Origin of the sequence: Streptomyces sp. GbtcB6 (genome assembly GCF_019091475.1) — a bacterium.
GTDB lineage: Bacteria > Actinomycetota > Actinomycetes > Streptomycetales > Streptomycetaceae > Streptomyces > Streptomyces hyaluromycini.
Genome location: NZ_JAGXJL010000007.1, coordinates 143,213 through 166,755 on the forward strand (window position 1 = coordinate 143,213; position 23,543 = coordinate 166,755).

Annotated in this window: 18 protein-coding genes and 1 pseudogene; 8 read left to right on the top strand and 11 right to left on the bottom strand. The window is 71.4% G+C overall.

Annotated features, from left to right (window positions below; genetic code table 11):
- Positions 1-71 precede the first annotated feature (71 nt).
- Positions 72-890 (top strand): helix-turn-helix transcriptional regulator, encoded by an 819-nt coding sequence (locus KVT45_RS14505; RefSeq protein ID WP_217547536.1) that lies wholly within the window; start codon positions 72-74, stop codon positions 888-890.
- Positions 890-1,075: a DUF397 domain-containing protein gene (locus tag KVT45_RS14510; RefSeq protein ID WP_217547538.1), complete on the top strand. Its 186-nt coding sequence runs from the start codon at positions 890-892 to the stop codon at positions 1,073-1,075. The genes KVT45_RS14505 and KVT45_RS14510 overlap by 1 nt, the downstream gene beginning before the upstream one ends.
- Before the next feature lie 11 nt (positions 1,076-1,086).
- Here KVT45_RS14510 and KVT45_RS58085 read toward each other — a convergent pair whose 3' ends face one another.
- Positions 1,087-2,148 (bottom strand): FUSC family protein, encoded by a 1,062-nt coding sequence (locus KVT45_RS58085; RefSeq protein ID WP_217547539.1) that lies wholly within the window; start codon positions 2,146-2,148, stop codon positions 1,087-1,089.
- Positions 2,149-2,208: 60 nt separating this feature from the next.
- On the opposite strand from KVT45_RS58085, the gene KVT45_RS14520 reads away from it, so the two are divergent.
- Entirely contained in the window at positions 2,209-2,631 is a 423-nt protein-coding gene (locus KVT45_RS14520) for a MarR family winged helix-turn-helix transcriptional regulator (RefSeq protein WP_217547541.1), read from the top strand.
- A 1-nt stretch (position 2,632) separates the two neighbouring features.
- Here KVT45_RS14520 and KVT45_RS14525 read toward each other — a convergent pair whose 3' ends face one another.
- Positions 2,633-3,997: a hypothetical protein gene (locus KVT45_RS14525; protein WP_217547542.1), complete on the bottom strand. Its 1,365-nt coding sequence runs from the start codon at positions 3,995-3,997 to the stop codon at positions 2,633-2,635.
- 42 nt (positions 3,998-4,039) lie between these two features.
- Positions 4,040-7,051 carry a glycoside hydrolase family 3 N-terminal domain-containing protein gene (locus KVT45_RS14530; RefSeq protein WP_217547544.1) on the bottom strand — a complete coding sequence of 1,004 codons (3,012 nt, stop codon included), beginning with the start codon at positions 7,049-7,051 and terminating at the stop codon, positions 4,040-4,042.
- Positions 7,052-7,178: 127 nt separating this feature from the next.
- Here KVT45_RS14530 and KVT45_RS14535 point away from each other — a divergent pair, with 127 nt between their 5' ends.
- Positions 7,179-9,068 carry a ricin-type beta-trefoil lectin domain protein gene (locus KVT45_RS14535; RefSeq protein WP_217547546.1) on the top strand — a complete coding sequence of 630 codons (1,890 nt, stop codon included), beginning with the start codon at positions 7,179-7,181 and terminating at the stop codon, positions 9,066-9,068.
- A gap of 7 nt (positions 9,069-9,075) precedes the next feature.
- Positions 9,076-9,567, top strand: coding sequence for a hypothetical protein (locus KVT45_RS14540; protein WP_217547548.1), 492 nt, complete (start codon positions 9,076-9,078; stop codon positions 9,565-9,567).
- Positions 9,568-9,576: 9 nt separating this feature from the next.
- Here KVT45_RS14540 and cimA read toward each other — a convergent pair whose 3' ends face one another.
- From cimA to ureA, 5 genes are all read right to left on the bottom strand, one after another.
- Entirely contained in the window at positions 9,577-11,187 is a 1,611-nt protein-coding gene (gene cimA, locus KVT45_RS14545; RefSeq protein WP_217547550.1) for a citramalate synthase, read from the bottom strand.
- A gap of 387 nt (positions 11,188-11,574) precedes the next feature.
- On the bottom strand, positions 11,575-12,174 hold the full coding sequence (locus KVT45_RS14550; protein WP_217547551.1) for a TetR/AcrR family transcriptional regulator: 600 nt from the start codon (positions 12,172-12,174) through the stop codon (positions 11,575-11,577).
- Positions 12,175-12,189: 15 nt separating this feature from the next.
- Positions 12,190-13,230 (bottom strand): agmatine/peptidylarginine deiminase, encoded by a 1,041-nt coding sequence (locus KVT45_RS14555; protein ID WP_217547553.1) that lies wholly within the window; start codon positions 13,228-13,230, stop codon positions 12,190-12,192.
- A 9-nt stretch (positions 13,231-13,239) separates the two neighbouring features.
- Positions 13,240-14,952 carry an urease subunit alpha gene (locus KVT45_RS14560; protein WP_217547554.1) on the bottom strand — a complete coding sequence of 571 codons (1,713 nt, stop codon included), beginning with the start codon at positions 14,950-14,952 and terminating at the stop codon, positions 13,240-13,242.
- Entirely contained in the window at positions 14,949-15,650 is a 702-nt protein-coding gene (ureA, locus tag KVT45_RS14565; protein WP_217547556.1) for an urease subunit gamma, read from the bottom strand. The genes KVT45_RS14560 and ureA overlap by 4 nt, the downstream gene beginning before the upstream one ends.
- Before the next feature lie 157 nt (positions 15,651-15,807).
- On the opposite strand from ureA, the pseudogene KVT45_RS14570 reads away from it, so the two are divergent.
- A pseudogene (locus tag KVT45_RS14570) lies at positions 15,808-17,308 on the top strand (cytosine permease).
- Between the two features lie 218 nt (positions 17,309-17,526).
- Here KVT45_RS14570 and KVT45_RS14575 read toward each other — a convergent pair.
- Complete coding sequence (locus KVT45_RS14575; protein WP_254646770.1) at positions 17,527-18,714, bottom strand: alpha/beta hydrolase; 1,188 nt, start codon at positions 18,712-18,714, stop codon at positions 17,527-17,529.
- A 282-nt stretch (positions 18,715-18,996) separates the two neighbouring features.
- Between KVT45_RS14575 and KVT45_RS14580 the strand changes: the two genes are divergently transcribed.
- Both KVT45_RS14580 and KVT45_RS14585 read left to right on the top strand, forming a co-directional pair.
- Positions 18,997-19,677, top strand: coding sequence for a response regulator transcription factor (locus KVT45_RS14580; protein ID WP_089099746.1), 681 nt, complete (start codon positions 18,997-18,999; stop codon positions 19,675-19,677).
- A gap of 10 nt (positions 19,678-19,687) precedes the next feature.
- Positions 19,688-21,085, top strand: coding sequence for a sensor histidine kinase KdpD (locus KVT45_RS14585; RefSeq protein ID WP_217547558.1), 1,398 nt, complete (start codon positions 19,688-19,690; stop codon positions 21,083-21,085).
- A 5-nt stretch (positions 21,086-21,090) separates the two neighbouring features.
- Here the strand turns inward: KVT45_RS14585 and KVT45_RS14590 are convergent, their stop codons facing one another.
- Positions 21,091-22,392, bottom strand: coding sequence for a KamA family radical SAM protein (locus tag KVT45_RS14590; RefSeq protein WP_217547560.1), 1,302 nt, complete (start codon positions 22,390-22,392; stop codon positions 21,091-21,093).
- A gap of 19 nt (positions 22,393-22,411) precedes the next feature.
- Positions 22,412-23,485, bottom strand: coding sequence for a hypothetical protein (locus KVT45_RS14595; RefSeq protein ID WP_217547561.1), 1,074 nt, complete (start codon positions 23,483-23,485; stop codon positions 22,412-22,414).
- Positions 23,486-23,543 lie beyond the last annotated feature (58 nt).

Genomic DNA, 23,543 nt, shown 5'->3' on the forward strand with positions numbered 1-23,543 from the left:
TGAGGTCGTAGTTCTGACTTCTACGAGTCCACTACGAGCGGTTCGGGCGCGCACGGGGGAAAGGGACACGCATGCACGTGGCGAGGAAGCCCAAGAAGGTCGGTTCGTGGCACGCGGTCGGAGCGCTCGTCGCCCACTACCGGAAACAGGCCCGGCTCACGCAGGAGCAGTTCGCCGAGCTCGCGAACCTGCACGTCGACACGGTGGGCTCTGTCGAGCAGGGGCGGCTTGCCCTTCAGCCGGACCGGGCCGAGCAGTTCGACGAACTGCTGGGAACGGGCGGGGCGTTGGCCGTGCTGGTGGCGAAGATGCCGGTGCGGGAGCGGATCGTTCAGTTCGCGCAGGGGCTGGTCGACCATGAGCAGGAGGCGGTGGGCGTTCTCTCGTACGAGAGCCAGGTCGTACCCGGGCTACTGCAGACCAGGGACTACTGCCGTACCGTCTTCGGCTACCGCTATCCGGCGATCGGCAGCGAGACCGCCGAGCAGTGGGTGAACGCCCGTATGGAACGGCAGTTGATCTGGCAGCGAGACCGGCCACCTGTCGGCCACTTCATCCTGGAGGAGAGCATTCTCCGGCGGGAAGTCGGAGGCCGTGGGGTGATGCGCGAGCAGATCCGGCAGATCCTTGAGTACACCGAGCCTGTTCACATGGGCCTGCAGATCATGCCCATGGACCGGACGCCGCATGCTGGTCTCGCCGGCCCCATGTTGTTGCTGGAAACCCCTGAGTACGAGCGGCTCGTGTACCTGGAGGCACACCGCGCCAGCATCCTCGTCGAGGATCCCGACGAGGTCAGCGACTATCACCACAAGTATGGAATGCTGCGGTCACAAGCCCTCTCTCCCTATGAGAGCGTGCGCCTCCTGAACGGACTGCTAGGAGAGTGATGAAACCCGCAGCAGCGCTTGCCTGGTTCAAGTCCAGCTACAGCAGCGACGAGGGCGGCAACTGCGTAGAGGTAGCCGCCCGCCCCGCCGCCGTCCACATCCGTGACTCCAAGAACCCCGGCGGCGGACACCTCACCGTCTCCCCCACCACCTGGACCGCCTTCCTCGGGCATACGGCGAAGTGACCGTCGCCTGACTAAGCCTCGCTCGGTCGGATCTCGGGGCGTGCCGTCGTCCTTCTGCCCGGTACCGGCAGCAGCCACCACGCCGACGCCACCGACAGGACCGCGCCCACCGCGATGGCCGCCAGGCGGGTCGGCAGCACGGATTCCGCGTTCTGGCCGAAGTAGCCGAGGAGCAGGGAGAGGGCCGTGGTCATGCCGGCTGCCCAGTACGCGTAGTTGAGGGGGCGCAGCCACAGGGCGACGGCCAGGACGGCGAACATCAGGGCCACGGAGGTGCGGCCCGTCACCCCCGCCTGCGCCACCGCCGTCGCCAGGAGTGTGCCCACGCACGCCCCGGCCAGGCGCTCAACCCCCTTGCGCAGGACGTCGGTCCGGCCCCGGTTTCCGCTCGCGGCGACGTACGCGGTCAGGACGGCCCACGGCCAGTGGTTGTCGAAGAGGAAACGGCCCAGCACGAAGGCGGTTGCGATGGCCGCCGCCATCTGCAGGGCCATGCGGGTGCTGGGGCGCGGGTGGAGGCGGGAGCGGCGTGGGGGCGGGTCGGGGGTCGGGGCCGCGCGCCAGGGGCCGTAGCGGTCGCCCAGGGCCTGCACCAGCCACACCGAGCAGCAGGCCATGAACCCGATCAGCGCGGACCAGCCCCAGGTCACCAGCCCGCTCTGCGCCTCGGCCGGCAGTGCGGGGCCGGGGACCACCAGCAGGGCCACCAGGGGGAGGGCCAGCAGCGTGCCCGCCTTGGTGGCGGCCGGGCCGAAGCGGCGGATCCAGATGGCCAGGGCCATCCCGGCCGTGAAGACGGCCGCGCCCGCCGCGTAGTGGGAGGCGAGCAGGCGTCCGACGAAGATCGAGGCGGCGGCGGTCAGGGGCAGCAGCACCAGCGCGGTCAGCCGTCGGCGGGTGTCGGCGGTGCGCTGGGTGTTGGCGAGGGTCAGGGTGAGGGCGACCGCGAGGACCAGCACGTCGGTGTGCAGCCCGGCGGCCCCCTCCAGCACCAGCGCGGCTCCCCAGGAGAGCAGTACGGCGGTCATCGTCAGCCCGGCTTCGTACGCGTTGCGTATGAGTTTGGCGGTCACATGGCTGAGGATACGGGCAATCGAGCAGTAGGTAGTAAGTAGTCGCGTACGATCCGGCTTATGGAACACCTCGCCGAAGCCGCCCGTGTCCGTCGTGCCGTCCTCCGGTTCAACCGTCGGCTGCGGCAGGAGCGCGGGGACGGGAGCCTCAGTGCCAATCAGCTGACGGTGCTCGGCCATCTGTACCGGCACGGTCCGTCCACGCCCGGCGAGGTCGCGGCGGCCGAACGGCAGCGGCCTCAGTCGCTGACCCGGGTCTTCGCGGAGCTGGAGGCGGAGGAACTGGTCGCACGGGCGCCGGACCCGTCCGACCGGCGGCAGTCCGTGCTGAGCCTGACCGGGGCGGGGCGGCACGCGCTGGAGGCCGACATGGCCCAGCGGGACGCCTGGCTGGCCGAGGCGTTCGGGACATTGAGCGAGACCGAACGCGGCGTGCTGCTGCTCGCGGCCGCCGTGATGGAGCGGCTGGGGGACGCGCAGTAGGTCAGAAACCGCCGCCGAAGTCCCCGCTGTCCCCTCCCCCGCCGCCGAAGTCGCCGCCCCCGCCGAAGTCCCCGAAGTCCCCGGGGTCGAAGTCCGCGCCCGACACATCGCCGCCCTGGTAGCCGCCGGCGCCGAAGTCGCCGTACCCGGTGCCGTAGTCGGCCGCGTAGGCGGGTGCGGACATCCAGCCGCCCAGGGCGGTGCCGAGGAGGAGGCCGGGGAGGATGCCGCCGCCGAAGTAGCCGCCGGCCCAGGGGCCGTAGGCCGGGCCCGCGTCCCAGTAAGGGCGGCGGCCCTGGTCGGTGTCGACCTCGCGGACCACCGGGTCGCGGCCGTCGGCCAGACGGGTGGCGTCGGCCGCGCAGACCGGGACCTCGCGGGGCGCGCCGCCGGGCGGGGTCCAGGTGGCGTCCGTGACCGAGGGGCCGTGCCGGGGGTCGAAGAAGCAGGGCGGGCGGCGCTCCGGGAGCGGGCGGCGCTCGCGGCGGGCGGCCAGCTGGGCGAGCGAGAAGCGGCCGTCCTCCAGCGCCTGGGTGACCGCGCGGACGTCCTCCGGTCTGCGGGCGCCGGCCATCGCGGACTTCGCCTGGTCGTAGGCGTTCAGCGCGCGCTCGTAGTCGGCGCGCATCGCGTCGTCGGCGCCCGGCTCGGCCGGGTGGAATTCGAGGCGGTCCAGTTCCTCGCCGAACGCGGTGATGTCCTCGTCCACGACCACCCGGAGCCGGTCGAGGGCGGCCCGCTGCTCCTCCTCGTGGCGGCGGCGGCCCCGGCGGACCAGGGCGTACGCGCCCGCCCCGCCCGCCACCACCACGGCTCCGATCGCGATCAGCGCCGTACTGGAGACGCCCGAGCCGCCCGTGCTGCCGCCGCCCCAGGCCGAGGGGGCCTTGCCGCCCATGTTGGTCAGGGCTCGGTCGGTGAAGTCGGTCAGCTGGGCCTTGGCGCTCTCGCCCTGGACGCTGGTGACCAGGTTCTGCACGGCCGTCCGGGAGAGCACCGACGAGTCGGCGCGGGCGTCGAAGCGGTCGCCGAGCCGGATCGCGTACAGGCCGGTGATGCCGGTGGCGGTGCGCAGGTCCGTGAAGAGGTTCTGGGTGGGGTAGTCGGAGGGCAGGACGGCGATGAACAAGGGTTTGTTCGCGTCCTTGATCTGCCGGGCCAGGGTGTCGGCGTCGGCCGTGGAGAGCTGGGCGGCGGCCGCCGGGTCGACGTACACCGGGTTCTTGCGGAGGGCGTCCGCGATCGCCGAGACGCCGGTGACCGCGGCCGCCCGCGGGGTGAGCGCGGTCAGGGCGACCAGCGCCAGGGCACACGCCAGGAGCAGCAGCCCCGGGAGGCTTCGGGTGGTCCGTCGCACCGCCTTCATGCTTCGAAACTACCCCGAAGCCTCCCGAAGAGCGCTGTCCCTCTACGCTGCCCGGTACGCCTCCGTCAGCTTCTCCACCGCCGCCGCGTACCTGCCGGTGAGCAGCAGGTGGTCCGCGTCGGCGAAGGGCTTGGAGACGGCGGCCGTGATCGACTGCCCGATCTTCGCCTGGACCAGCAGCCGCGCCTTGTCGACCAGCTTCCGGCCGGCCGCGTCGGCGCCTGCCCGTTCGGCCGCCTTCGCGGCCGCGCCGAGCGACTTCAGGGTGGCCTCGCCGCCCTTGGGAGCCCTGGTCAAGGTGGTCAGACCCCAGCCGTAGGGGTACTGCGGGTCGTACGACGCGTCGCCCACGTTGATCGGCAGCTGTGCCTCGGACTTCGGCCAGGTGACCGGGAGCTGCCCGGTGAAGGCCTTCTTCCCGTAGAGCACGTCGGCCACGCCGTCGCCCTCGGTGCCCGGCAGCCAGGACGCCACCAGGGAGTCGATCTCGCCGAGCCGGTCACCGACCAGCTGCGGGCGTCCGGAGACGATCAGCACCGCGCACTTCATGGCCGCGCACACCTTGTCCACGGCGGCCTGGTCGGCGGGGGTCAGCGTGAGGTCGTTGCCGTTGCCGACGTCTCCGACGCCCTCGGCGTAGGGGGTCTCGCCGACCACGACCACACCCACGTCGTAGCCGCTCGTCGGCGCCGAGGCGTCCTTGGAGTAGGTGACGTCTCCCCCGGCGTTCTTCATGCCCTGGAGGATGGTGGTGCCCGTGGTGTGGGTGCCGGAGGCGCCCTGCCAGGTGAGGGTCCAGCCGCCGGTCTGGTTGCCGAGGTCGTCGGCGTTGGACCCGGCGACGTACACCTTCTCCGACTTCTTCAGGGGCAGGAGACCGTCCGAGTTCTTCAGCAGCACCTGCGACTCGGCGGCCGCCTGCCGGGCCACCGCCCGGTGCGCGGTGGAGCCGATCTTCGAGGCGCCGGACGTGTCCGCGTACGGGTGCTCGAAGAGCCCCAGCTTGAACTTCTGGGTGAGGATGCGGGAGACCGCGTCGTCGATGCGCTGCTCGGTGACGCTGCCCGCCTTGACCTGGTCGGTCAGGCTCGTCGTGAAGTCCTTGTAACCGTACGGGACCATCATCATGTCGACGCCCGCGTTGACGGCCGTGCGCACGTGGGAGGCGTAGTCGCCGGGGAGCTGGTCCATGGCGTTCCAGTCGCTGATCACGAAGCCCTGGAAGCCCATCTGCCCCTTGAGCACCCCGTTGATCATGTCGGCGCGGGCGTGCATCTTCACCGGGCCCTGGCCGTCGCCGACGATGTCCAGCGAGGAGTACGACGGCATGACCGTGCCGATGCCCCGGTCCACGGCCGTCTGGAACGGCGCCAGGTGGATGGCCTCCAGCTGCTGCCGGGTGACCGTGGTGACGCCCTGGTCGACGGTGTACGTGCCGGTCGTGGACGAGCCGTAGGCGGTGCCGCCGTCGCCGACGAAGTGCTTGGCGGTGGCCAGGACCTTGTCGTCGTCCTTCAGGTCGCGGCCGTCGGCACGCCCCTGGAGGCCCTGGATGATGGTCTCCATGGACTTCACCAGGGCCGGGTCCTCGCCGAAGGACTCGTAGGAGCGGCCCCAGCGTTCGTCACGGCTGACGCAGAGGCAGGGGGCGAAGTCCCAGGGGATGCCGGTGGCGCGGACCTCGGAGGCGGTCACCGCGCCGGTCTTCTCGGCGAGCCGGGGGTCGCGGGTGGCGCCGATGCCGATGTTGTGCGGCATGATCGTGGCGCCGGCCAGGTTGTTGTGGCCGTGCACCGCGTCGACGCCGTAGATCAGCGGGATCTGGAGCCGGGTCGCCTGCGCCCGGAGCTGGAAGGAGTCGATCATCTGCGCCCAGGCCGCGGCCGTGTTGGGCGTGGGGGTCGAGCCGCCGCCGGAGAGCAGCGAGCCGAGGTCGTAGGCGGTGACGTCACCGCCGGTCCCCACCGCACCGCGCTCGGCCTGGGTCATCTGGCCGACCTTCTCCGCCAGGGACATCCGGGAGAGGAGGTCGGCGACCCGCTTCTTCACGGGCAACTTGCTGTCCAGGTACGGCAGTCCGTGGGCGTCGATGACGACCTGCGGGGTCTCTGCGGGGGCCTTGGCGCCGGTGACCGTGAGCTTCAGCGGGATGGTCTCCGCCGATTCGGCCGAACGGTCCTTCAGCGTCGGCACTTTGATGGTCTGCGTGGCCCCGGAGGCCGTACCCGCGGGGAAGGTGAGGGTGCCGGAGACCGCCTGGTAGTCCTTGCCTGCGTCGGCGGTCCCGCCCGTCGTCTCGTAGGCGACGGTGACCGGGTCGTCGATCGGGGCGGAGCCGGTGGTCGCGACGGTGACCTTCACGGTCGCCGTGCCGCCCTCCTTGACCGGGTAGACGGCCGCGTCGGTGGTGACGGAGGCCCGCAGTGCCTGGTCGGCCTTGCCGTACAGCTCCACGTCGTCCATGGCGAACTGGCCCTTGACCCCGACGGGGAGGGTGACCGCGTAGCCCCACATCTGGGTGAGACCGAGGACGTGGTCGATGCCGCCGACGGGCTGGTAGTCGGTCCGGTAGACGAAGTCCGAGAACGGGATCTCTATCTGCTTCCAGCCGGTGAAGTCGTCGGTGAAGGACGTCGTCCAGAGCTCCGAGGCCTCGCCGTTGGCGCCGCCGTCCTTGATCTCGAAGGGGATCTTCTTGCCGTTGTCCTGGCCGTCCCACCAGAAGCGGATGCCCTTGTGGGCGGACCAGTCGTGGGCGGGCTCGGTGGCGGCGAAGTCGTGGGTGAAGCCGCCGTAGCCGCTGATGTCGTACGTCCCCGAGAGGACCTTGGCGCCCTCGGGGGCGTCGGCGCGGTCGGCGAACTGGAGGGCGGGCGGGTCGTTGCTGTCGCTTCCCCAGGTGAAGATGCCCTCGGCGGGCTGGGAGGCGAAGGGGACCTCGCCCTCGAAGTGGTCGACGGGAGTGGGGGCCGGGTCGTCGGCGGCGCTGGCTGCCGACAGGGGGATCAGGGCGGCGAGTAGGGCGGTGGAGACGAGCAGGGCGGCTCTTGGCATGGACCTTCCCTCGACTCTCTGGTTCACTCGGGGCTCTCACAGTTCACTCATGGCTTAGATCACGTCGTGAGTTAACTAACGGCTCGCACACCCGTCAAGACGTCCCGTCAGGAAGGGCGATGTGCCCATGAGAAGCACCCCCCACGTGCCGACGAGAAGAACACCCCGCAGCCTCCGGCTCCTCCTGGCCGGTCTGCTCACGGCGGCCGGCTTCAGCGCCGTCGTGGCGCCGGCGCACGCGGCCGGCGAGCAGGTCACCGCGTACCTCACCACCACCGACGACTCCGCCGGACGCCATGTCACCCGCGGGCTCCAGGCGCAGACGCCGTTCGCCTTCTCCTCCGGGACCGGCGGCAGCGGCACGAACATCACCGTCGACGAGAACACCCGCTACCAGACCTTCACCGGCGGCGGCGCGTCCTTCACGGACACCGCGGCCTGGCTGATGAACAGCAGCGGGGCGCTGTCCCAGGCCACCCGGGACGCCACCATGCAGAAGCTGTTCTCGCCGACGAACGGGATCGGGCTGTCGTTCCTGCGCAATCCGATGGGCGCCTCGGACCTGGCGCGGTACGGGTACACGTACGACGACATACCCGCCGGGCAGACCGACCCGAACCTCAACAGCTTCTCCATCTCGCACGACCTCGCGGACGTCGTCCCGCTCACCAAGCAGGCGCTCCAGCTGAACCCCTCTCTGACTGTCATGGCCTCGCCATGGACGGCGCCGGCCTGGATGAAGGACAGCGGCTCGCTGAACGGGGGCTGGCTCAAGTCGGAGGACTACGCCGCCTACGCCGCGTACTTCGTGAAGTACCTCCAGGCGTACCAGGCGCAGGGCGTCAACGTCTCCTACGTCACCCCGCAGAACGAGCCCACCTGTTGTTCCGGCTACCCGTCGATGAGCTGGAACGCGTCCGGACTGCAGTACTTCCTCAAGAACGACCTGCTGCCGCAGCTCCAGTCGGCCGGCCTGTCCACCAAGGTCCTCGCGCACGACTGGAACTGGGACGTGTACGACTCCTACGCGGCCGCGCTCGTCAACGACGCGACGATCCGCAACCACCCCAACTTCGGCGGGATCGCCTGGCACGGCTACGGCGGTGACGTCGCCGAGCAGACCACCGTGCACAACCAGTACCCCACCCTGGACGCCTTCGGCACCGAGCACTCCGGCGGCACCTGGGTCACCAACCAGCAGAAGGAGGACATGTCCAACATCATCGACTACACCCGCAACTGGGCGAAGTCGGTGACCAAGTGGTCGCTGGCCGTGGACCAGAACATGGGCCCGCACAACGGCGGCTGCGGCACCTGCACCGGCCTGATCACCGTCCACAACGGGGACGGCGCCAGCGGGACGGTCGACTACACCGTCGAGTACTACGACATGGGCCACCTGACCAAGTTCGTCCGGCCGGGCGCGCAGCGGATCGCCTCCACCGCGTCCACCGCCGTACCGAACGTGGCCTGGCGCAACCCGGACGGCTCGAAGGCGCTGATCGCCTACAACGACTCGTCGAGCGCGCAGTCGGTGACCATCAACTGGGGCTCGCAGCACGCCACTTACTCGCTCCCCGGCAAGACCTCGGCGACCTTCACCTGGTCCGGCACCCAGTCGGGCGGCTCCAGCCAGACCGGCGCGTTCGTGGGGCTCGCGAGCAAGTGCCTGGACGTGGCGGGCGGTTCGACCACCAACGGCACGGCCGTCCAGCTCTACGACTGCAACGGCTCCACCGCCCAGCAGTGGACCGTGCAGTCCGACGGCACGGTCCGCTCGCTCGGCAAGTGCCTCGACGTGACGTCGGCCTCGACGGCGGACGGGGCCAAGGTGCAGTTGTACGACTGCAACGGAACCGGTGCGCAACAGTGGTCGTACAACGCGTCCACCGGTGATGTGGTGAACACGGCGGCGAACAAGTGCCTGGACGTCACCGGCAACTCGTCGGCGAACGGGACCCGGGCGCAGATCTGGTCCTGCACGGGGGCCGCCAACCAGAAGTGGCACCTGCAGTAGGAGCGCCATGAGACGTACTACGGGGGCGGCGGCCGTGCTGGGCACGGCCGCCGGTGCGTTGCTGTTGAGCGGGTGCGCGGCGGTCGACCTGCCGCTGGCCGGGGTGCGGGCGGGCGCGGACGGGACACCGTACGCGCTGATCCGGCCGTGCGGAGACGATCGCTACCAGGGGCTCTCGCTCGACGGCTGGGCCAGCGCGGCACAGGACGGCCCGGCCACCACCGGCTGGGACGTGAAGGGCGAGCGGTCCGGGGACGCCGGGTTCCCGCTGTTCTCGCCGCCCGAGCGGTGGCGGGCCCGGCATCGCGGGGCGCAGAAGCTGCTGCCGGGGCACCACTACACGCTGTCCTTCGGGCACTACATCACCGGCGACTCCTACAACGGGATCGCTGACTTCTCCGCCGAGGACGTCGAGAAGCTGAGGCCCGGCCAGGTCTGGGCCGACGGCCGGGTGATGAGCCTCGGCGAGTTCGAGAAGCTCGCCGAGGACTCCTGCTGAACCGGGGGCCTACTCCGCCGGTTCGACACCGGCGCGCAGCAGGCCGTACGTGTACGCGTCCTCCAGCGCCTGCCAGGACGCGGCGATGACGTTCTCCGCGACGCCGACCGTCGACCATTCGGCGCTGCCGTCGGAGGTGGAGATCAGCACGCGGGTCGTGGACTCGGTGCCGTGCTTGCCCTCCAGGATGCGGACCTTGTAGTCGACCAGGTCCAGCTTGGCGAGCTGCGGGTAGATCTTTTCGAGGCCCACGCGCAGGGCCCGGTCGAGGGCGTTGACCGGGCCGTTGCCCTCGGCCGTGGCGACGATGCGCTCGCTCTTGGCCCAGAGCTTGACCGTGGCCTCGTTGGCGTGGGTGCCGTCGGGGCGGTCCTCGACGATGGCCCGCCAGGACTCGACGCGGAAGTACGAGCGCGGCCCGCCCTCGACCTCGGCGCGCAGCAGCAGCTCGAAGGAGGCGTCGGCGGCCTCGTAGGTGTAGCCCTGGAGCTCACGCTCCTTGACCCGCTCGACGACGCGGCCGACCAGTTCGCGGTCGTCGCCGAGGTCGACGCCGAGCTCCTTGCCCTTGAGCTCCACCGAGGCGCGGCCGGCCATGTCGGAGACCAGCATGCGCATGGTGTTGCCGACGAGGGCGGGGTCGGTGTGCTGGTAGAGGTCGGGGTCGACCTTGATGGCGGAGGCGTGCAGGCCGGCCTTGTGCGCGAAGGCCGAGACACCCACATAGGGCTGGTGGGTGGAGGGCGTGAGGTTGACGACCTCGGCGATGGCGTGCGAGATGCGGGTCATCTCGCGGAGCCGGCCCTCCGGCAGCACCTTCTTGCCGTACTTCAGCTCCAGGGCGGCGACCACCGGGAACAGGTTGGCGTTGCCGACCCGCTCGCCGTAGCCGTTCGCCGTGCACTGGACGTGGGTGGCGCCGGCGTCCACGGCGGCCAGGGTGTTGGCGACGGCGCAGCCGGTGTCGTCCTGGGTGTGGATGCCGAGCCGGGCGCCGGTGTCCGCGAGGACGGTGGAGACGACGGCGTTGACCTGGGCGGGGAGCATGCCGCCGTTGGTGTCGCAGAGGACCACCACGTCGGCGCCGGCCTCGGCGGCGGTCCGTACGACGGCCTTGGCGTACTCGGGGTTGGCGCGGTAGCCGTCGAAGAAGTGCTCGCAGTCGACGAAGACCCGGCGGCCCTGGTCCTTCAGGAAGGACACCGTGTCGCGGACCATCTCCAGGTTCTCGTCGAGGGTGGTGCGCAGCGCCAGCTCGACATGCCGGTCGTGGGACTTGGCGACCAGTGTGATCACCGGGGCACCGGACTCCAGCAACGCCCTGACCTGGGGGTCCTCCGCCGCCTTGGCGTTCGCCCGGCGGGTGGCGCCGAAGGCGACCAGCTGGGCGTGCTTGAAGTCGATCTCCTGCTGGGCGCGGGCGAAGAACTCGGTGTCCCGGGGGTTGGCGCCCGGCCAGCCGCCCTCGATGAAGCCCACGCCGAAGTCGTCCAGGTGCCGTGCGATGGCCAGCTTGTCCGCGACGGTGAGGTTGATGCCCTCACGCTGCGCGCCGTCGCGCAGCGTGGTGTCGAAGACGTGGAACGAGTCGTCCAGCTCGTGGGTTTCCGTCTCGGTCATGGTCCCTAGGCTCCTGATGTCTTTTCTCGGTCGTACCGGAATGACCGGCTCCACCGTCCCTCAATGGTCCCTCGCGCCTCGCCGTCCGGCTGTAGGTGGGCCGGAAAACGAAAAAACCCCTCGCGGGTGCGAGAGGTCTGCGCGCGGGTCGAGGACGACGATGGCCACCCGTACCTGGTCGTACGTGGTGGTCACTGCGGACCGGCGCGCCTGCTGCCAATAATCGTGGCGAACGAGAGCACGGAGGCAGTCTGGCACAGCCCCGCCCCCGGCTCACTAACTGTCTCAGGATGCGGTCGTCACGGACGGTGACATGCACCACAGGCGACACGGTCCGCTCCCCCAGATGCCTTACGAACGCAGGCCCCGGCCCTGTGCCGAGGGGGGTCACGCGTCCGCGAGGAGATCCGCTTCCAGGAACTCGCGCACATGGCCGAGAACCTGCGCCCGGTCCGTGCCGCGCAGCCCGATGGCCACATGGATGGAGAAGCCGTCGAGCAGGGCGCGCAGGCGGGCGGCGCACCGGTCGGGGTCGACGGGCCGGAACTCGCCGCGCGAGATGCCCTCCGCGAGCAGCGCCACCAGGTCGCGGTGCCAGGCGCCCTCGATGGCGGCCTGCCGGTCGCGGGCCGCCTCGTCGGCGTTCTGCGAGCGGTTCCAGACCTCCAGCCAGAGCGTCCAGTGCGGGTCCCGGTGCCCGTCGGGGACGTACAGGTCGACGTAGGCGTCGAGGCGCTCGCGGGCGGTGCCGCGCCGGGTGAGCAGCCGGCCGCGCTCGGCACCCAGCCGGCCCTCGCTCCACTCCAGGGCCTGGAGCAGCAGTTCGTCCTTGGAGTGGAAGTAGTAGAGGAGGTGGCCGCTGCTCATCCCGACCTCGCGGCCGAGCGCGGCCATGGTGAGCTTCTCCAGGCCCCGTTCGGCGATCATCGTCATGGCGGCGGCGAGCACCTCCTCGCGGGGCGGGGCCTGTCTGCGCCCACCGGCCATCTTCGGCTCCTCGAACTACGACTGGATCTTCGGCTGCTGCTGCGTGATGCAGTGGATACCCCCACCGCCCGCGAAGATCGTACGGGCGTCCACCAGCGTGACCGTCCGCTCGGGGAAGAGACGGCGGAAGATCCCGGCGGCGATCTCGTCGCGCGGGTCGTCGAAGCCGCACAGCACGACCCCGCCGTTGCACAGGTAGTGGTTGATGTAGGAGTAGTCGGCCCAGTGGCCGTTCGCCTCCAGGACGGTCGGGGCCTGCACCTCGACGACCTCCAGCGTCCGGCCGCGCGCGTCCGTCTGCGACCGCAGCAGGCCGATGACCTCCTTGGTCACCTCGTGGTCGGGGTGCGCGGGGTCGGGCTGGGAGTGCGCCACCACGACTCCCGGGCGGGCGAAGGCGGCCACGATGTCGACGTGGCCGAGGGTGCCGAAGCCGTACGGGGGGTAGTCGCCGGTGAGGCCGCGGGGCAGCCATATCGCCTTGCGGGTGCCGAGCATCCCGTGGATCTCCGCCTCGACCTCTTCCCGCGTCCAGCCCGGGTTGCGCTCGGGGCCCAGCTGCACGGTCTCGGTCAGCAGGACGGTCCCCTCGCCGTCGACGTGGATCGCACCGCCCTCGTTCACCAGCTTCGAGGCGTACGTCCGCGCGCCCGCGAGGTCCGAGACATGTGCGGCGATCTTCGCGTCATGCTCCCAGCGGGCCCAGTGCTGGGCGCCCCAGCCGTTGAACGTCCAGTCCACGGCGGCCAGTTCGCGTCCGTCGGTGAGGAAGGTGGGGCCGATGTCGCGCATCCAGGCGTCGTCGAGGTCGCGCTCGACGGTGTCGACGCCCGGGCCGAGCAGCGCCTGCGCCTCGGCCGACTGGCCGGGGCCGCACACGACCGTCACCGGTTCGAAGCGGAGGACGGCGCGGGCCACCGACGCCCAGGCCATCCGGGCGGCGACGAGGTCGTCGGCGTCGTCGAAGGTGGGGTTGGGGCCCGGCCACGCCATCCAGGTGCGCTCGTGCGGGGTCCACTCGGCGGGCATCCGGAAGCCGTCGGAGGCAGCAGACATCGGTGCTCCTTACAGGAAGTACAGGCGGTTGAGGGAGACGGAGTCGGCGGGCTCCGAGCGCAGCGGCTCGCCGTCGAGGGTCACCAGGCCGGTGCGCCGGTCGACGTCGACCGCTCCGGTACGGGAGTTGAGCCGCAGGTCGGCCGGGCCGATGCCGCGGGTGCCGCGGACGGCGACCCGGCGGCGCCGGGTGGGCATGGTGTCGTGGCCCTGGTCGAGGGCGGCCTGTGCCACGAACGCGACGGAGATGTCGGCGGGGGTGGCGCCGTGCGCCCCGAACTGCGGTCCCAGGACGAGGGGTTCGCAGGTGTCGGTGGCCGCGCCCGGGTCACCGGTGACGCCGAACGCGGGGAAGCCGGACTTCAGCACCAGCTGCGGCTTGGCCCCGAAGTACTCCGGCGCCCACAGCACGATGTCGGCCAGCTTGCCCACCTCGATCGAGCCGACCTCGTGGGCGAGGCCGTGGGCGATCGCGGGGTTGATGGTCAGCTTGGCCATGTACCGCAGCACGCGCTCGTTGTCGTGGCCGTCGTCCGGGGCGCCGAGCTCGGCCTTCATCTTGCCGGCCATGGCGAAGGTACGGCGGACGGTCTCCCCCGCCCGGCCCATGCCCTGGGCGTCGGACGAGGTGATGCCGATCGCGCCCAGGTCGTGCAGCACGTCCTCGGCTCCCATGGTCCCGGCGCGGATGCGGTCGCGGGCCATGGCGGCGTCGCCGGGCAGGTCGGTCTTCAGGTCGTGGACGGAGACGATCATCCCGTAGTGCTCGGCGACCGCGTCCCGGCCGAACGGCAGGGTGGGGTTGGTGGAGGAGCCGATGACGTTGGGGACACCGGCCATCTTCAGGACGTTGGGCACGTGTCCGCCGCCGCAGCCCTCGATGTGGAAGGCGTGGATGGTGCGGCCCTCCAGCACCCGGAGGGTGTCCTCGACCGACAGGCACTCGTTCAGGCCGTCGCTGTGCAGGGCGACCTGGACGTCGTGCTCCTCGGCGACCCGCAGGGCCGTGTCCAGGGCGCGGGTGTGGGCGCCCATGTCCTCGTGCACCTTGAAGCCCGAGGCGCCCCCCTCGGCCAGCGCCTCGACCAGCGGAGCCGCGTGCGAGGACGAACCCCGCCCGAGGAAGCCGATGTTGACCGGCCAGGCGTCGAAGGCGTTGAACGCGTGCTTCAGCGCCCAGGGCGAGTTGACGCCCACGCCCCACACCGGCCCGAACTCCTGCCCGATGATCGTCGTCACGCCGGAGGCCAGCGAGGCCTCCATGATGCGCGGCGACAGCAGATGGACGTGCGTGTCCACGGCCCCGGCGGTGGCGATGAGCCCCTCGCCGGACACGATCGAGGTGCCGGTGCCGACCACGACGTCGACCCCGTCGAGGGTGTCGGGGTTCCCGGCCCGCCCGATCGAGCAGATCCGCCCCTCCCTGATGCCGATGGACACCTTCCGGATCCCGAGCACGGCGTCGATCACGACGACGTTGCTGATCACGACGTCACAGGTCTCGCGGACGGCGGCGGCCTTGAGGTGCAGCCCGTCCCTGGCCGTCTTCCCGAAACCGGCCAGGAACTCGTCGCCGTAGCGCTGGGAGTCGTCCTCGACGCGGATCACGAGCCCCGAGTCCCCGAGGCGGACGCGGTCGCCGGCCCGGGGGCCGTGGGTGGCCGCGTACTCGTACGGGGTGAGGCGGCGGGCCTCGGCGGGATGTCCTCCGGGACGGCTCATCGCTCGGCCTCCTCTGTCTGTCCTACGCCCAGGTATCCGCAGGCGGCGGCGCGGCGCAGGGCCTCCGCGCGGGCGCCGGGCGCGTCCAGCGGCCCGTCGACGAGCCCGGCGAAGCCGATGGCGACCCGGCCGCCGCCGATCGGCACGAGACCGACCTCGTGCGACTCCCCCGGCCCGAACCGCACGGACGACCCGGCGGGCACGGCGAGCCGCAGGCCGTAGGCCGCGGCGCGGTCGAAGTCGAGGCGCGGGTTGGCCTCGAAGAAGTGGAAGTGCGAGGTGACGGAGACGGGCACGGTCGCGGTGTTGGTGACGGTCAGCCGTACGACCGCCTCCGGGTCGGCGTGCTCGGGCCCCGGCAGCAGCGCACCGGGCGCGTCCTCGCCCAGTCCCCCGCCCCCGATCGGGTCGGTGACGACGGCGAGCCTGGACCCGTCGTCGAAGACGGCCTCGACGTGCACCTCGGTGACGACGTCGGCGACGCCGGGCAGCACGTCGGCGGGGCCGAGGACGGAGCGGGCCGCCTCGATCGCCTCGGCGAGCCGCCGGCCGTCCCGGGCGGCCTCGCACACGGTGTCCGCGATCAGCGCGGTGGCCTCCGGCACGTTGAGCCTGAGGCCCCGGGCGCGGCGGGCGCGGGCCAGCTCGGCGGCTCCGAAGAGCAGCAGCCGGTCACGTTCCGTGGGGGTCAGTCGCACGTTCAGGCACCTCCTTCACATCCTCGACTTAGAACACCACTCTAAATGTCGGATTACGAGAAGGGAACCATTGACATCGACTTGCGAGTCACCCACATTGAACGTCGCTCTAACCATCAGCCCGGATGTCTCAGGTGGCCGTCGAAGGAGACCAGCCATGCCGATAGAACAGCGCGGAGTCGACACCATCCCGGACGGGATGGGGGTACCTCCCGCGCTCGAACGCAGTTGAGAGCGTGGGGGAGCACCAGCGGGCCGAAGGACCTGGTCTCGATCCTGCTCGGCTCCAACCTCTGCCTCAGCGTGATCATCTTCGGCTGGCTGCCGCCGTCCTTCGGGCTCGGTTGGTGGGCGCCGGTGAGCGCGATCGTGGCGGGCACGCTGATCGGCACGGTGTTCACGGCCCCGCTGGCCCTGGTCTCCCTCCGTACCGCGACCAACCTGTCCACCTCCTCCGGCGCCCAGTTCGGGGTGCGCGGGCGGCTGGTCGGCTCGGTGGTGGGCCTGCTGCTCGCCCTCGGCCACACCGCGCTGACCGTGTGGATCGGCGGCGACGTGATGGTGGGCGTGCTGGGACGGCTGTTCGGGATGCCGGCGGACGGGGTGGCGTACGCCGTGGTCTACACGGTGCTCGCGGCGGCGACGGTGGCGGGCGCGGTGTACGGCTACCGTGTGCTGCTCGCCATGTCCAAGGTCCTCGCCGTCGGCATGACGGCCCTGCTGGTCCTCGGGATCTTCGCCTACGCCCCGCACTTCACCACCTCCGCGCTGCCGGAGGCGGGCGGCTACCTGCTGGGCGGCTTCTGGCCGACGTGGTGTCTGGCGGCGGTGGCTGCCGGGCTGTCCGGGCCGGTCGCCTTCATCACCCTGCTCGGCGACTACACCCGCTACATCTCCCCGGCCCGCCACACCTCCCGCCGGTCCTGCACGGAACCTGGCTGGGCCTGATCCTGGGCCTCCTGGTCCCGCAGCTCTTCGGCACGTTCACCGCGTACGCGGCGCGGGCGGCGGCGGACTACGCGGGCCCGCTGGTGTCCGCCTCCCCCGCCTGGTACCTGGTCCCGCTCCTGCTCTCCGCCTCGGCCGGCTCGGTGGGCAACGCGGGCCTCATGCTCTACTCCATGGGCCTCGACCTGGACGCGATCCTCCCCCGCGTGTCCCGCGCCCGCGCCACCTACACGGTCGCGATCGTCGCCACGGCCTGCGTCTTCGCCGGCCTCCCCCAAACGCTCGGCTTCGCTCGCGCCCGGGGGGACCCCCATCGCCTGGAACGCGCAGTCCGCGATGACGTCCTTCGTCCTCCTGCTCACCGCCATCGGCACCCCGTGGGCGGTCATCACCCTGATCGGCTTCGCCCGCTGCCGGGGCGTGTACGACGCGGACGCGTTGCAGGTCTTCAACCGCCGCTCGCGGGGCGGCATCTACTGGTACCGGGCCGGCTGGAACGTGCGGGCCACGGCGTCCTGGGCGCTCGGCGCGGGTGTAGGACTCCTGGCGGTGTCACTCCCGTCGTACGAGGGCCCGCTGCTGACGCTGACGGGCGGGGTGGACTGCAGCTTCCTGCTGTCAGGGCTGGTGGGCGGCGCGGTCTATCTGCTGCTGCAACTCCGGAGCAGCGACAACCCGGTCCAGGTTCACTCAGCCCGTCCGGCGCCTGAGGACGAAGGCCGCGCAGAACCACACTCCAGCCCATCCCGCATCCGAGAACAAAGGCCCACCAGAACCACACTCCAGCCCATCCCGCATCCGAGAACAAAGGCCCACCAGAACCACACTCCAGCCCATCCGGCGTTTGAGGACGAGGCCGTTCAGGCCGAAGGGGGGTCCGGGGGCGCAGCCCCCGACAAGGGCCGCCACCCCTACGGCACCGCCCCCGTCAGGAACCCAGGTGATCGTCGAGGAAGCCGACCAGCTGGTCGACGACCTTCCGGGTGGTCCAGGGCTCGGTCATCGAGGCGGGCATCCCTATGGCCCCGTCGCCGTGACCGGCGCCCGTGATGATGTAACGGGTGCTGTCGACGCCCTTGGCCAGGAGCGCGTTGTTCAGCGCCAGGGTCTCGCTGGGCGAGACAAGGCGGTCCTGGTCGCCGTGGTAGATGAGGAAGGCCGGGTCGCCGGCGTCCGCGTACGTGGCCGGGTCGGCGGCCTTGACCTCGTCCGTGTACTCGGCGACGGACTTCTTCGTGTCGGGACCGTAGACCCATTTGGCCGTCATGTTGCCGACGGCGAGGTTCTCCTGCTTGGTCTTGTCGTCGTAGTCCGCGCCGATCTTCGAGAGGTCGGCCGGCCCGAAGTCGTCGACGACGGCCTGGACCTCGCTGCTCTGGTCGAGGTTGTCACCGACGTCGAACTTCTTGATCCCGCCGGTGGTGCCGGCCATGGCGGCGAGGTAGCCGCCGGCCGAGTCGCCCCACACGGCGACCTGGTCGGGATCGATCCGGTACGCGGCGGCGTGGGCGCGCAAATAGCGGATCGCGGACTTCACGTCGGCGAGGCCGTCGGCGTAGGTGGCCCCGTCCGTGGTGGTGCGGTACGAGACGCTGGCGACCACGTAGCCGTGTTCGGCGATGTAGGTCCGCCGGTTCAGCCCCTGCTCCTTCGGGGCCGCCAGGAAGCCGCCGCCGGGGATGTAGACGACCAGGGGCTTCTCGCCGCCGGACTTCGGCACGGTGATGTCCAGCTTCAGCTCGGTCTTCTTCCCGTTCGCGCCGGGGGTCGAGTACACGATGTCGTCGTGCGTCTCCACCTCGGTCCCGCCGCACTCGATCTGTGCCCCCGTGGCCGTGATCACCTTGCTGTTGGTGGTGTCGGGCTTGGCCACGGTCGAGGCCACCGGAAGCTGGCCACCGGCGCCCGCACCGCCGGGCCCGCCGGAGGGGACGCCGGCGCGAGCTCCGGCTCCGGCGCCCGCGCCGCCCTGCGGTGCCGGGGTGGTGGGGCAGCTGCTCGGCTGGGCACTGGCCGCGCCCGACTCCGTGGTCTCACCGTCCGTGGAACAGGCGGTGAGAGCGAGTCCCAGGGCCGCCACTCCGACGAGTGTCCTGCCCAGCATGAACTTGGCCATGACGTTCCTCTTTCACATGTTCGGCATCGCGGCGGGCCCTGCCTGTCGGACCGGGCCCGGCGAGCAGCAGCGCCGGGCACGGGCGTTCCTCAGGGCCTCAGGGCCTCAGGAGTCGGCTCTCTCGCCCTCGGTGGCCGGCGGACCGGGCGCTTCCCGGCCGCCACCGAGCATGGCCGGGCCGTGCGAGGCGGGTGTTCGTGGATTGTTCGGGCAACGTAAGGACCGGCGGACCGGCCCGCACGAGGCGGGGCGCGGGGGCCGTGACCGCTAGGCTCGGTGCACATGCCCCAGGACAAAGGTCTCGTCCTGATCGTGGAGGACGAGGCGCACATCGCCGACCTGCAGCGGCTCTACCTGACCAGGGACGGCTTCGGCGTGCACGTGGAGAGCGACGGCCGCGCCGGACTGGCGGCGGTCCGGCGGCTCCGCCCGGTGGCCGTCGTGCTCGACCTCACCCTCCCCGGCCTCGACGGCGTGGAGTTCTGCCGTCTGCTGCGGGACGGCGGCGACTGGACGCCGGTGGTGATGGTCACCGCCCGGGACGAGGAAGCGGACCGGATCATCGGCCTGGAGCTCGGCGCGGACGACTACCTGACCAAGCCGTTCTCACCGCGGGAGCTCGTCGCCCGGATCAGGACGGTGCTGCGCCGGGCCGCCGGGCCGCCGGCCGAGCCGGTGCTGACGATGGGCGCGCTCACCCTCGATCCGGCCCGCCGGACCGTCCACCTCGACAGCCGGCCGGTCGACCTGACCACGACCGAGTTCAACCTGCTCGCCCATCTGATGCGCCGGCCCGGCCAGGTCTTCACCCGCGCGCAGCTGATGTCCCACGTCTGGGGGTACGCCGACTACCGCGACGGCCGGGTCGTCGACGTCTACGTCTCCCAGCTGCGCGGCAAGCTCGGTGACGCCGGCCCCATCCGCACCGTTCGCGGGGTCGGCTACAGCGCCGGCCCGGCGTGAGGAACCCGGCATGAACAAGGCGGTACGGCACCGGCTCAGGCCCCGGTGGCCGCTGCGCGGCTCGCTCGCCGGCGCCATCGTCCTGCTGGCGACACTGGTGGCGGCGCTCGCGGTCATGCTGACGGGGCTGGTGTCCGGGGAGACGGCCCATGCGAATGCCGAGGCCCAGGAGCGCGACCGGCTCGCCCGCCAGGCCACGGTCCTCAGCCGCGTCCCGGCGCCCCCCTCGCTCCTCCGCGAGGACGAGCAGCGGCTGGCCGGATCCAACGGCGTGCGGCTCGCCGTCGTCGCCCCGAACGGCAGGGTCGCCGGACCGGCCGCCCCGGCACTCACCGACGCCGACCGCGACCGGCTGCTGTCCGGCCGTCCCGTGTCCGCCACCGCCACCCTGGACGGCGGGAACTTCATGGTCGAAGCGCACCCGGCTCATGGGGGCGGCGCCGTCGTGCTCATCCAGCCGATGACCGACGTGGGGCGGGCCGCCTCCCGGATGCAAAGGAGCCTGCTGCTGCCGATGGGCACCGGACTGGTGGGCGCCGCACTGGCCGGGGCGTTCCTGGCCCGCCGCATCGCCCGGCCGCTGGCCTCGGCCGCGGCCGTCGCGCACCGGCTGGCCGCGGGCGAGCGCGGGCTGCACGGTCCGGCGGGCGGCCCCGTGGAGGCGGTCGAACTGGGCAGCTCGCTGACCGTGCTCGACCAGGCGCTGACCCGCAGCGAGAACCGCCAGCGGGAGTTCCTTCTGTCCGTCTCCCACGAGATCCGCACCCCCCTGACCGTCGTGAAGGGCTACGCGGAGGCCCTCGACGACGGCGTCGTGCCGGCCGGGGAACTGCCCGCCGTCGGACGCACCCTGCTGACCGAGACCCGGCGGCTCGACGGTTTCGTCAGCGACCTGCTGCGGCTCGCCCGCCTCGAAGCGGACGACTTCCACCTCGACATCCGGCGCACCGACCTGGGCGCCCTGGTCGAGGAGGCCGCGGAAACCTGGTCGCGGCTCTGCGCACGCCACCACGTCGACTTCCGCCTGGAGCGCCCGAACTCCCCGGTCCTCGCCGACACGGACGGGTTCCGCGTACGGCAGATCGCCGACGGACTGCTGGAGAACGCCCTGCGCGTCACCCCGGAAGGCAGCCCCCTCGTCCTGGCGCTGCGCGCCGAAGGCGGTCACGCCGTCATCCAGGTCCGCGACGGCGGCCCCGGCCTGTCCGACGACGACGCCGCGGTCGCGTTCGAGCGTGGCGTGCTCCGCGACCGCTACCGGGACATCCGCCCCGTCGGCAGCGGCCTCGGCCTGGCCATCGCCCATCGCCTCACCACCCGGCTGGGCGGCACCATCACCGCCGGCGGCCAGGGACCCGAGGGCGGCGCCTGCTTCACCGTCAGACTGCCGGGCAGCGCGGTGGGCTGACCAGGTCAGCCCGCCTCCAGCCCCGGCAGGAACCGGCTCGCCCCGAACGCGGGTTTCAGGTCGGTGAACCACGTCGCCCCCTCGTCGTACGCGGCGAAGAAGGGGCGGCCGACCAGGTCCGGGTCGCGGGCCTGGATCAGGTGGAGCGCGAAGACCTTCTCGCCGGCCACCTCGGCGACGCCGTCCACGCAGACCTTGCCGGGCATCGCCGACATGACCGGACCGCGCACCGTGCGGGCGAGGCCGGAGACGCGGGCGTAGGCGTCGCGGAAGATGGCGTGGCCGCGGGCCAGCGGGACGCCGAAGTAGCCCTGGGGGCCGGTGTCCCGCTCCACGAACTGGTAGTACGGCACCGCGCCGAGCGTGGTCGTCTCCTCCCAGAGCTCGGCCCAGGCGTCCGCGCTGTCGTTGATCCCGGCCACCAGCGGGCCCTGGCAGCGGATCACGGCCCCGCTGTCGCGGACGCGCCGCATCGCCTCCCGGACGACGGGCGGACGGAGCTCCTGCGGGTGGGTGAAGTGGGCCATCAGGGCGAGATGCCGGCCGCTCGCCACCACCTCCTCGAAGAGGCGCAGCAGATCGTCGGCGTCGCGGTCGGTGGTGAAGCGGTACGGCCAGAAGGCGAGGGACTTGGTGCCGATTCGGATCGAGCGGACGGTGTCGATCCGCAGCAACGGCTCGACGTAGCGGCGCAGCACCTCCGTGCTCATCACCAGCGGGTCGCCGCCCGTGATCAGAATGCTGGCGACCTCGGGGTGGGCGCGCAGATAGGAGCCGGTGGCCGCGATGTCGTCCGTCGCGATGCGCAGGTCCGCCTCGCCGACGAACTGCGGCCAGCGGAAGCAGTAGGTGCAGTAGGCGTGGCAGGTCTGGCCCTGGCGCGGGAAGACCAGCACCGTCTCCGGGTACTTGTGCTGGAGGCCGGTCAGCCGCTGCCCCTCGTGCACGGGGACGTTGGCGTCGAGCTGGCCGGAGGGGTGCGGGTTGAGCCGCATCCGGATCTCGTGCGCGGCGCGCTGGATCTCGGCGCGCGGGGCGTCCCCGGCCAGCAGGTCGGCCATCCGGCGGACGTCGGGCGGGGGCAGCATCCCGGACTGCGGGAAGGTCAGCCGGAAGACGGGGTCCTCGGGCACGGCCGACCAGTCGATCAGCTCGTCGACGACGTACGCGTTCGTACGGAACGGCAGGACCGAGGAGACCGCCCGCAGCGCCAGCCGCTGATCGTCCGTCAGGGAGACACGCCGCAGCAGACCGTCCAGGTCACGTGGCGTGAAGGCGCGAAAACGGGGGTGGTGCGCTGAGCTCATGTGTGGCGGGGCCCTCTGTTCATTCCGTGACCAGGACCGTGGACGGCCGCAACTCCACGAAGGCGGCCGCCCGCGCATCGTACTTCTCCCCGAAGTGGTGGATGAGCCGCCGATGCAGCTCGCTCTCGTCGTCGACCACGATGACGTCGTGCGCGCCGGACCCGCTCAGTGCCTCGCTGTAGGCGCTGAGTTGGTCGAGCCGGCGGCGGGCCAGGTAGGTGACGAGGTCGGGGGCGGCGACGTACAGGCGGTCGTCGAGGAAGACGAAGTGGCAGACGAACTCCCGTCGCCCGTCCGTGGCGTCGACGAGGGTGACGGGAAGGCGGGTGAACCGTTCCATCGGCTTGCCCTGCTGCCAGAGTTCGTCGAAACGCTGTTCCACGAAGGTGCCCAGCGGGGAACGGACCGCGACCTCCAGCTGGACGCCCTCGCCGGAGAGCCGGCCGACGGTCAGGAAGGAGACCAGGCAGCGCTCGTCCCAGCGGTAGAGGGTGACACCGGGGGAGGTGGAGCACAGCCGTACCTCGAGCAGCTGCCGGGAGGTGGCGTCGAGGCGGCGGGCGAACGCGTCCAGGGTGCGCAGGTTGCGCATGATGTCGCGGCGGATGTCGGCACTCTGCTCGCCCAGCTCGCGGCCGCGCAGGATGACCGCGAGCGAGTCGGGGTCCAGGAGCAGGATCTGCACCCGGGCGCCGCTCGCGGTGGCGGATCTGACGCCCCGGAACAGGCGCTCGGAGAACTGCGGTCCGAACAGGTTGGAGAAGGTGTCCAGGACCTTCACGTTGGAGGTCGAGCCGTGCACCTGCGCGGCGAACCACTCGTAGTCCAGCCGGGTGTGCTCACGGACCCGGCCCTCCTGGGCCCGGGATATCAGCGGGCCGATGACGAACACGGTGACGACCACGCCGACGATGTCGGTGCCGAGGTTGAGGGCGAGGTTCTGTCCGTAGTTGTCCATCGTCGAGGCCCGCCACAGCAGCAGCGCCGCGACGGCCGTGAGCAGGGCGAGCACGGTGAGACTCTGGGGACGGCGCGGCGTTCTCAACGTGCGCATCAGCCACCGCAGCCGTGGCATCGGCGATCGTCCGCTCACGCGCGCTCCCTCCCCCGTGTGGACTCAGGAGATACCCGTACGGGGGAGGTGATACGCG

What these genes read in the sequence shown, in the direction of transcription:
- KVT45_RS14585 (WP_217547558.1), top strand. Translation starts at nt 19,688, where the DNA reads ATGAACAAGGCGGTACGGCACCGGCTCAGGCCCCGGTGGCCGCTGCGC.
- KVT45_RS14550 (WP_217547551.1), bottom strand. Translation starts at nt 12,174, where the DNA reads ATGGCCGGTGGGCGCAGACAGGCCCCGCCCCGCGAGGAGGTGCTCGCC.
- KVT45_RS14510 (WP_217547538.1), top strand. Translation starts at nt 890, where the DNA reads ATGAAACCCGCAGCAGCGCTTGCCTGGTTCAAGTCCAGCTACAGCAGC.
- KVT45_RS14540 (WP_217547548.1), top strand. Translation starts at nt 9,076, where the DNA reads ATGAGACGTACTACGGGGGCGGCGGCCGTGCTGGGCACGGCCGCCGGT.
- KVT45_RS14520 (WP_217547541.1), top strand. Translation starts at nt 2,209, where the DNA reads ATGGAACACCTCGCCGAAGCCGCCCGTGTCCGTCGTGCCGTCCTCCGG.
- KVT45_RS14505 (WP_217547536.1), top strand. Translation starts at nt 72, where the DNA reads ATGCACGTGGCGAGGAAGCCCAAGAAGGTCGGTTCGTGGCACGCGGTC.
- KVT45_RS14530 (WP_217547544.1), bottom strand. Translation starts at nt 7,051, where the DNA reads ATGCCAAGAGCCGCCCTGCTCGTCTCCACCGCCCTACTCGCCGCCCTG.
- KVT45_RS14525 (WP_217547542.1), bottom strand. Translation starts at nt 3,997, where the DNA reads ATGAAGGCGGTGCGACGGACCACCCGAAGCCTCCCGGGGCTGCTGCTC.
- cimA (WP_217547550.1), bottom strand. Translation starts at nt 11,187, where the DNA reads ATGACCGAGACGGAAACCCACGAGCTGGACGACTCGTTCCACGTCTTC.
- KVT45_RS14580 (WP_089099746.1), top strand. Translation starts at nt 18,997, where the DNA reads ATGCCCCAGGACAAAGGTCTCGTCCTGATCGTGGAGGACGAGGCGCAC.
- KVT45_RS14575 (WP_254646770.1), bottom strand. Translation starts at nt 18,714, where the DNA reads ATGGCCAAGTTCATGCTGGGCAGGACACTCGTCGGAGTGGCGGCCCTG.
- KVT45_RS14535 (WP_217547546.1), top strand. Translation starts at nt 7,179, where the DNA reads ATGAGAAGCACCCCCCACGTGCCGACGAGAAGAACACCCCGCAGCCTC.
- KVT45_RS14560 (WP_217547554.1), bottom strand. Translation starts at nt 14,952, where the DNA reads ATGAGCCGTCCCGGAGGACATCCCGCCGAGGCCCGCCGCCTCACCCCG.
- KVT45_RS14590 (WP_217547560.1), bottom strand. Translation starts at nt 22,392, where the DNA reads ATGAGCTCAGCGCACCACCCCCGTTTTCGCGCCTTCACGCCACGTGAC.
- KVT45_RS14555 (WP_217547553.1), bottom strand. Translation starts at nt 13,230, where the DNA reads ATGTCTGCTGCCTCCGACGGCTTCCGGATGCCCGCCGAGTGGACCCCG.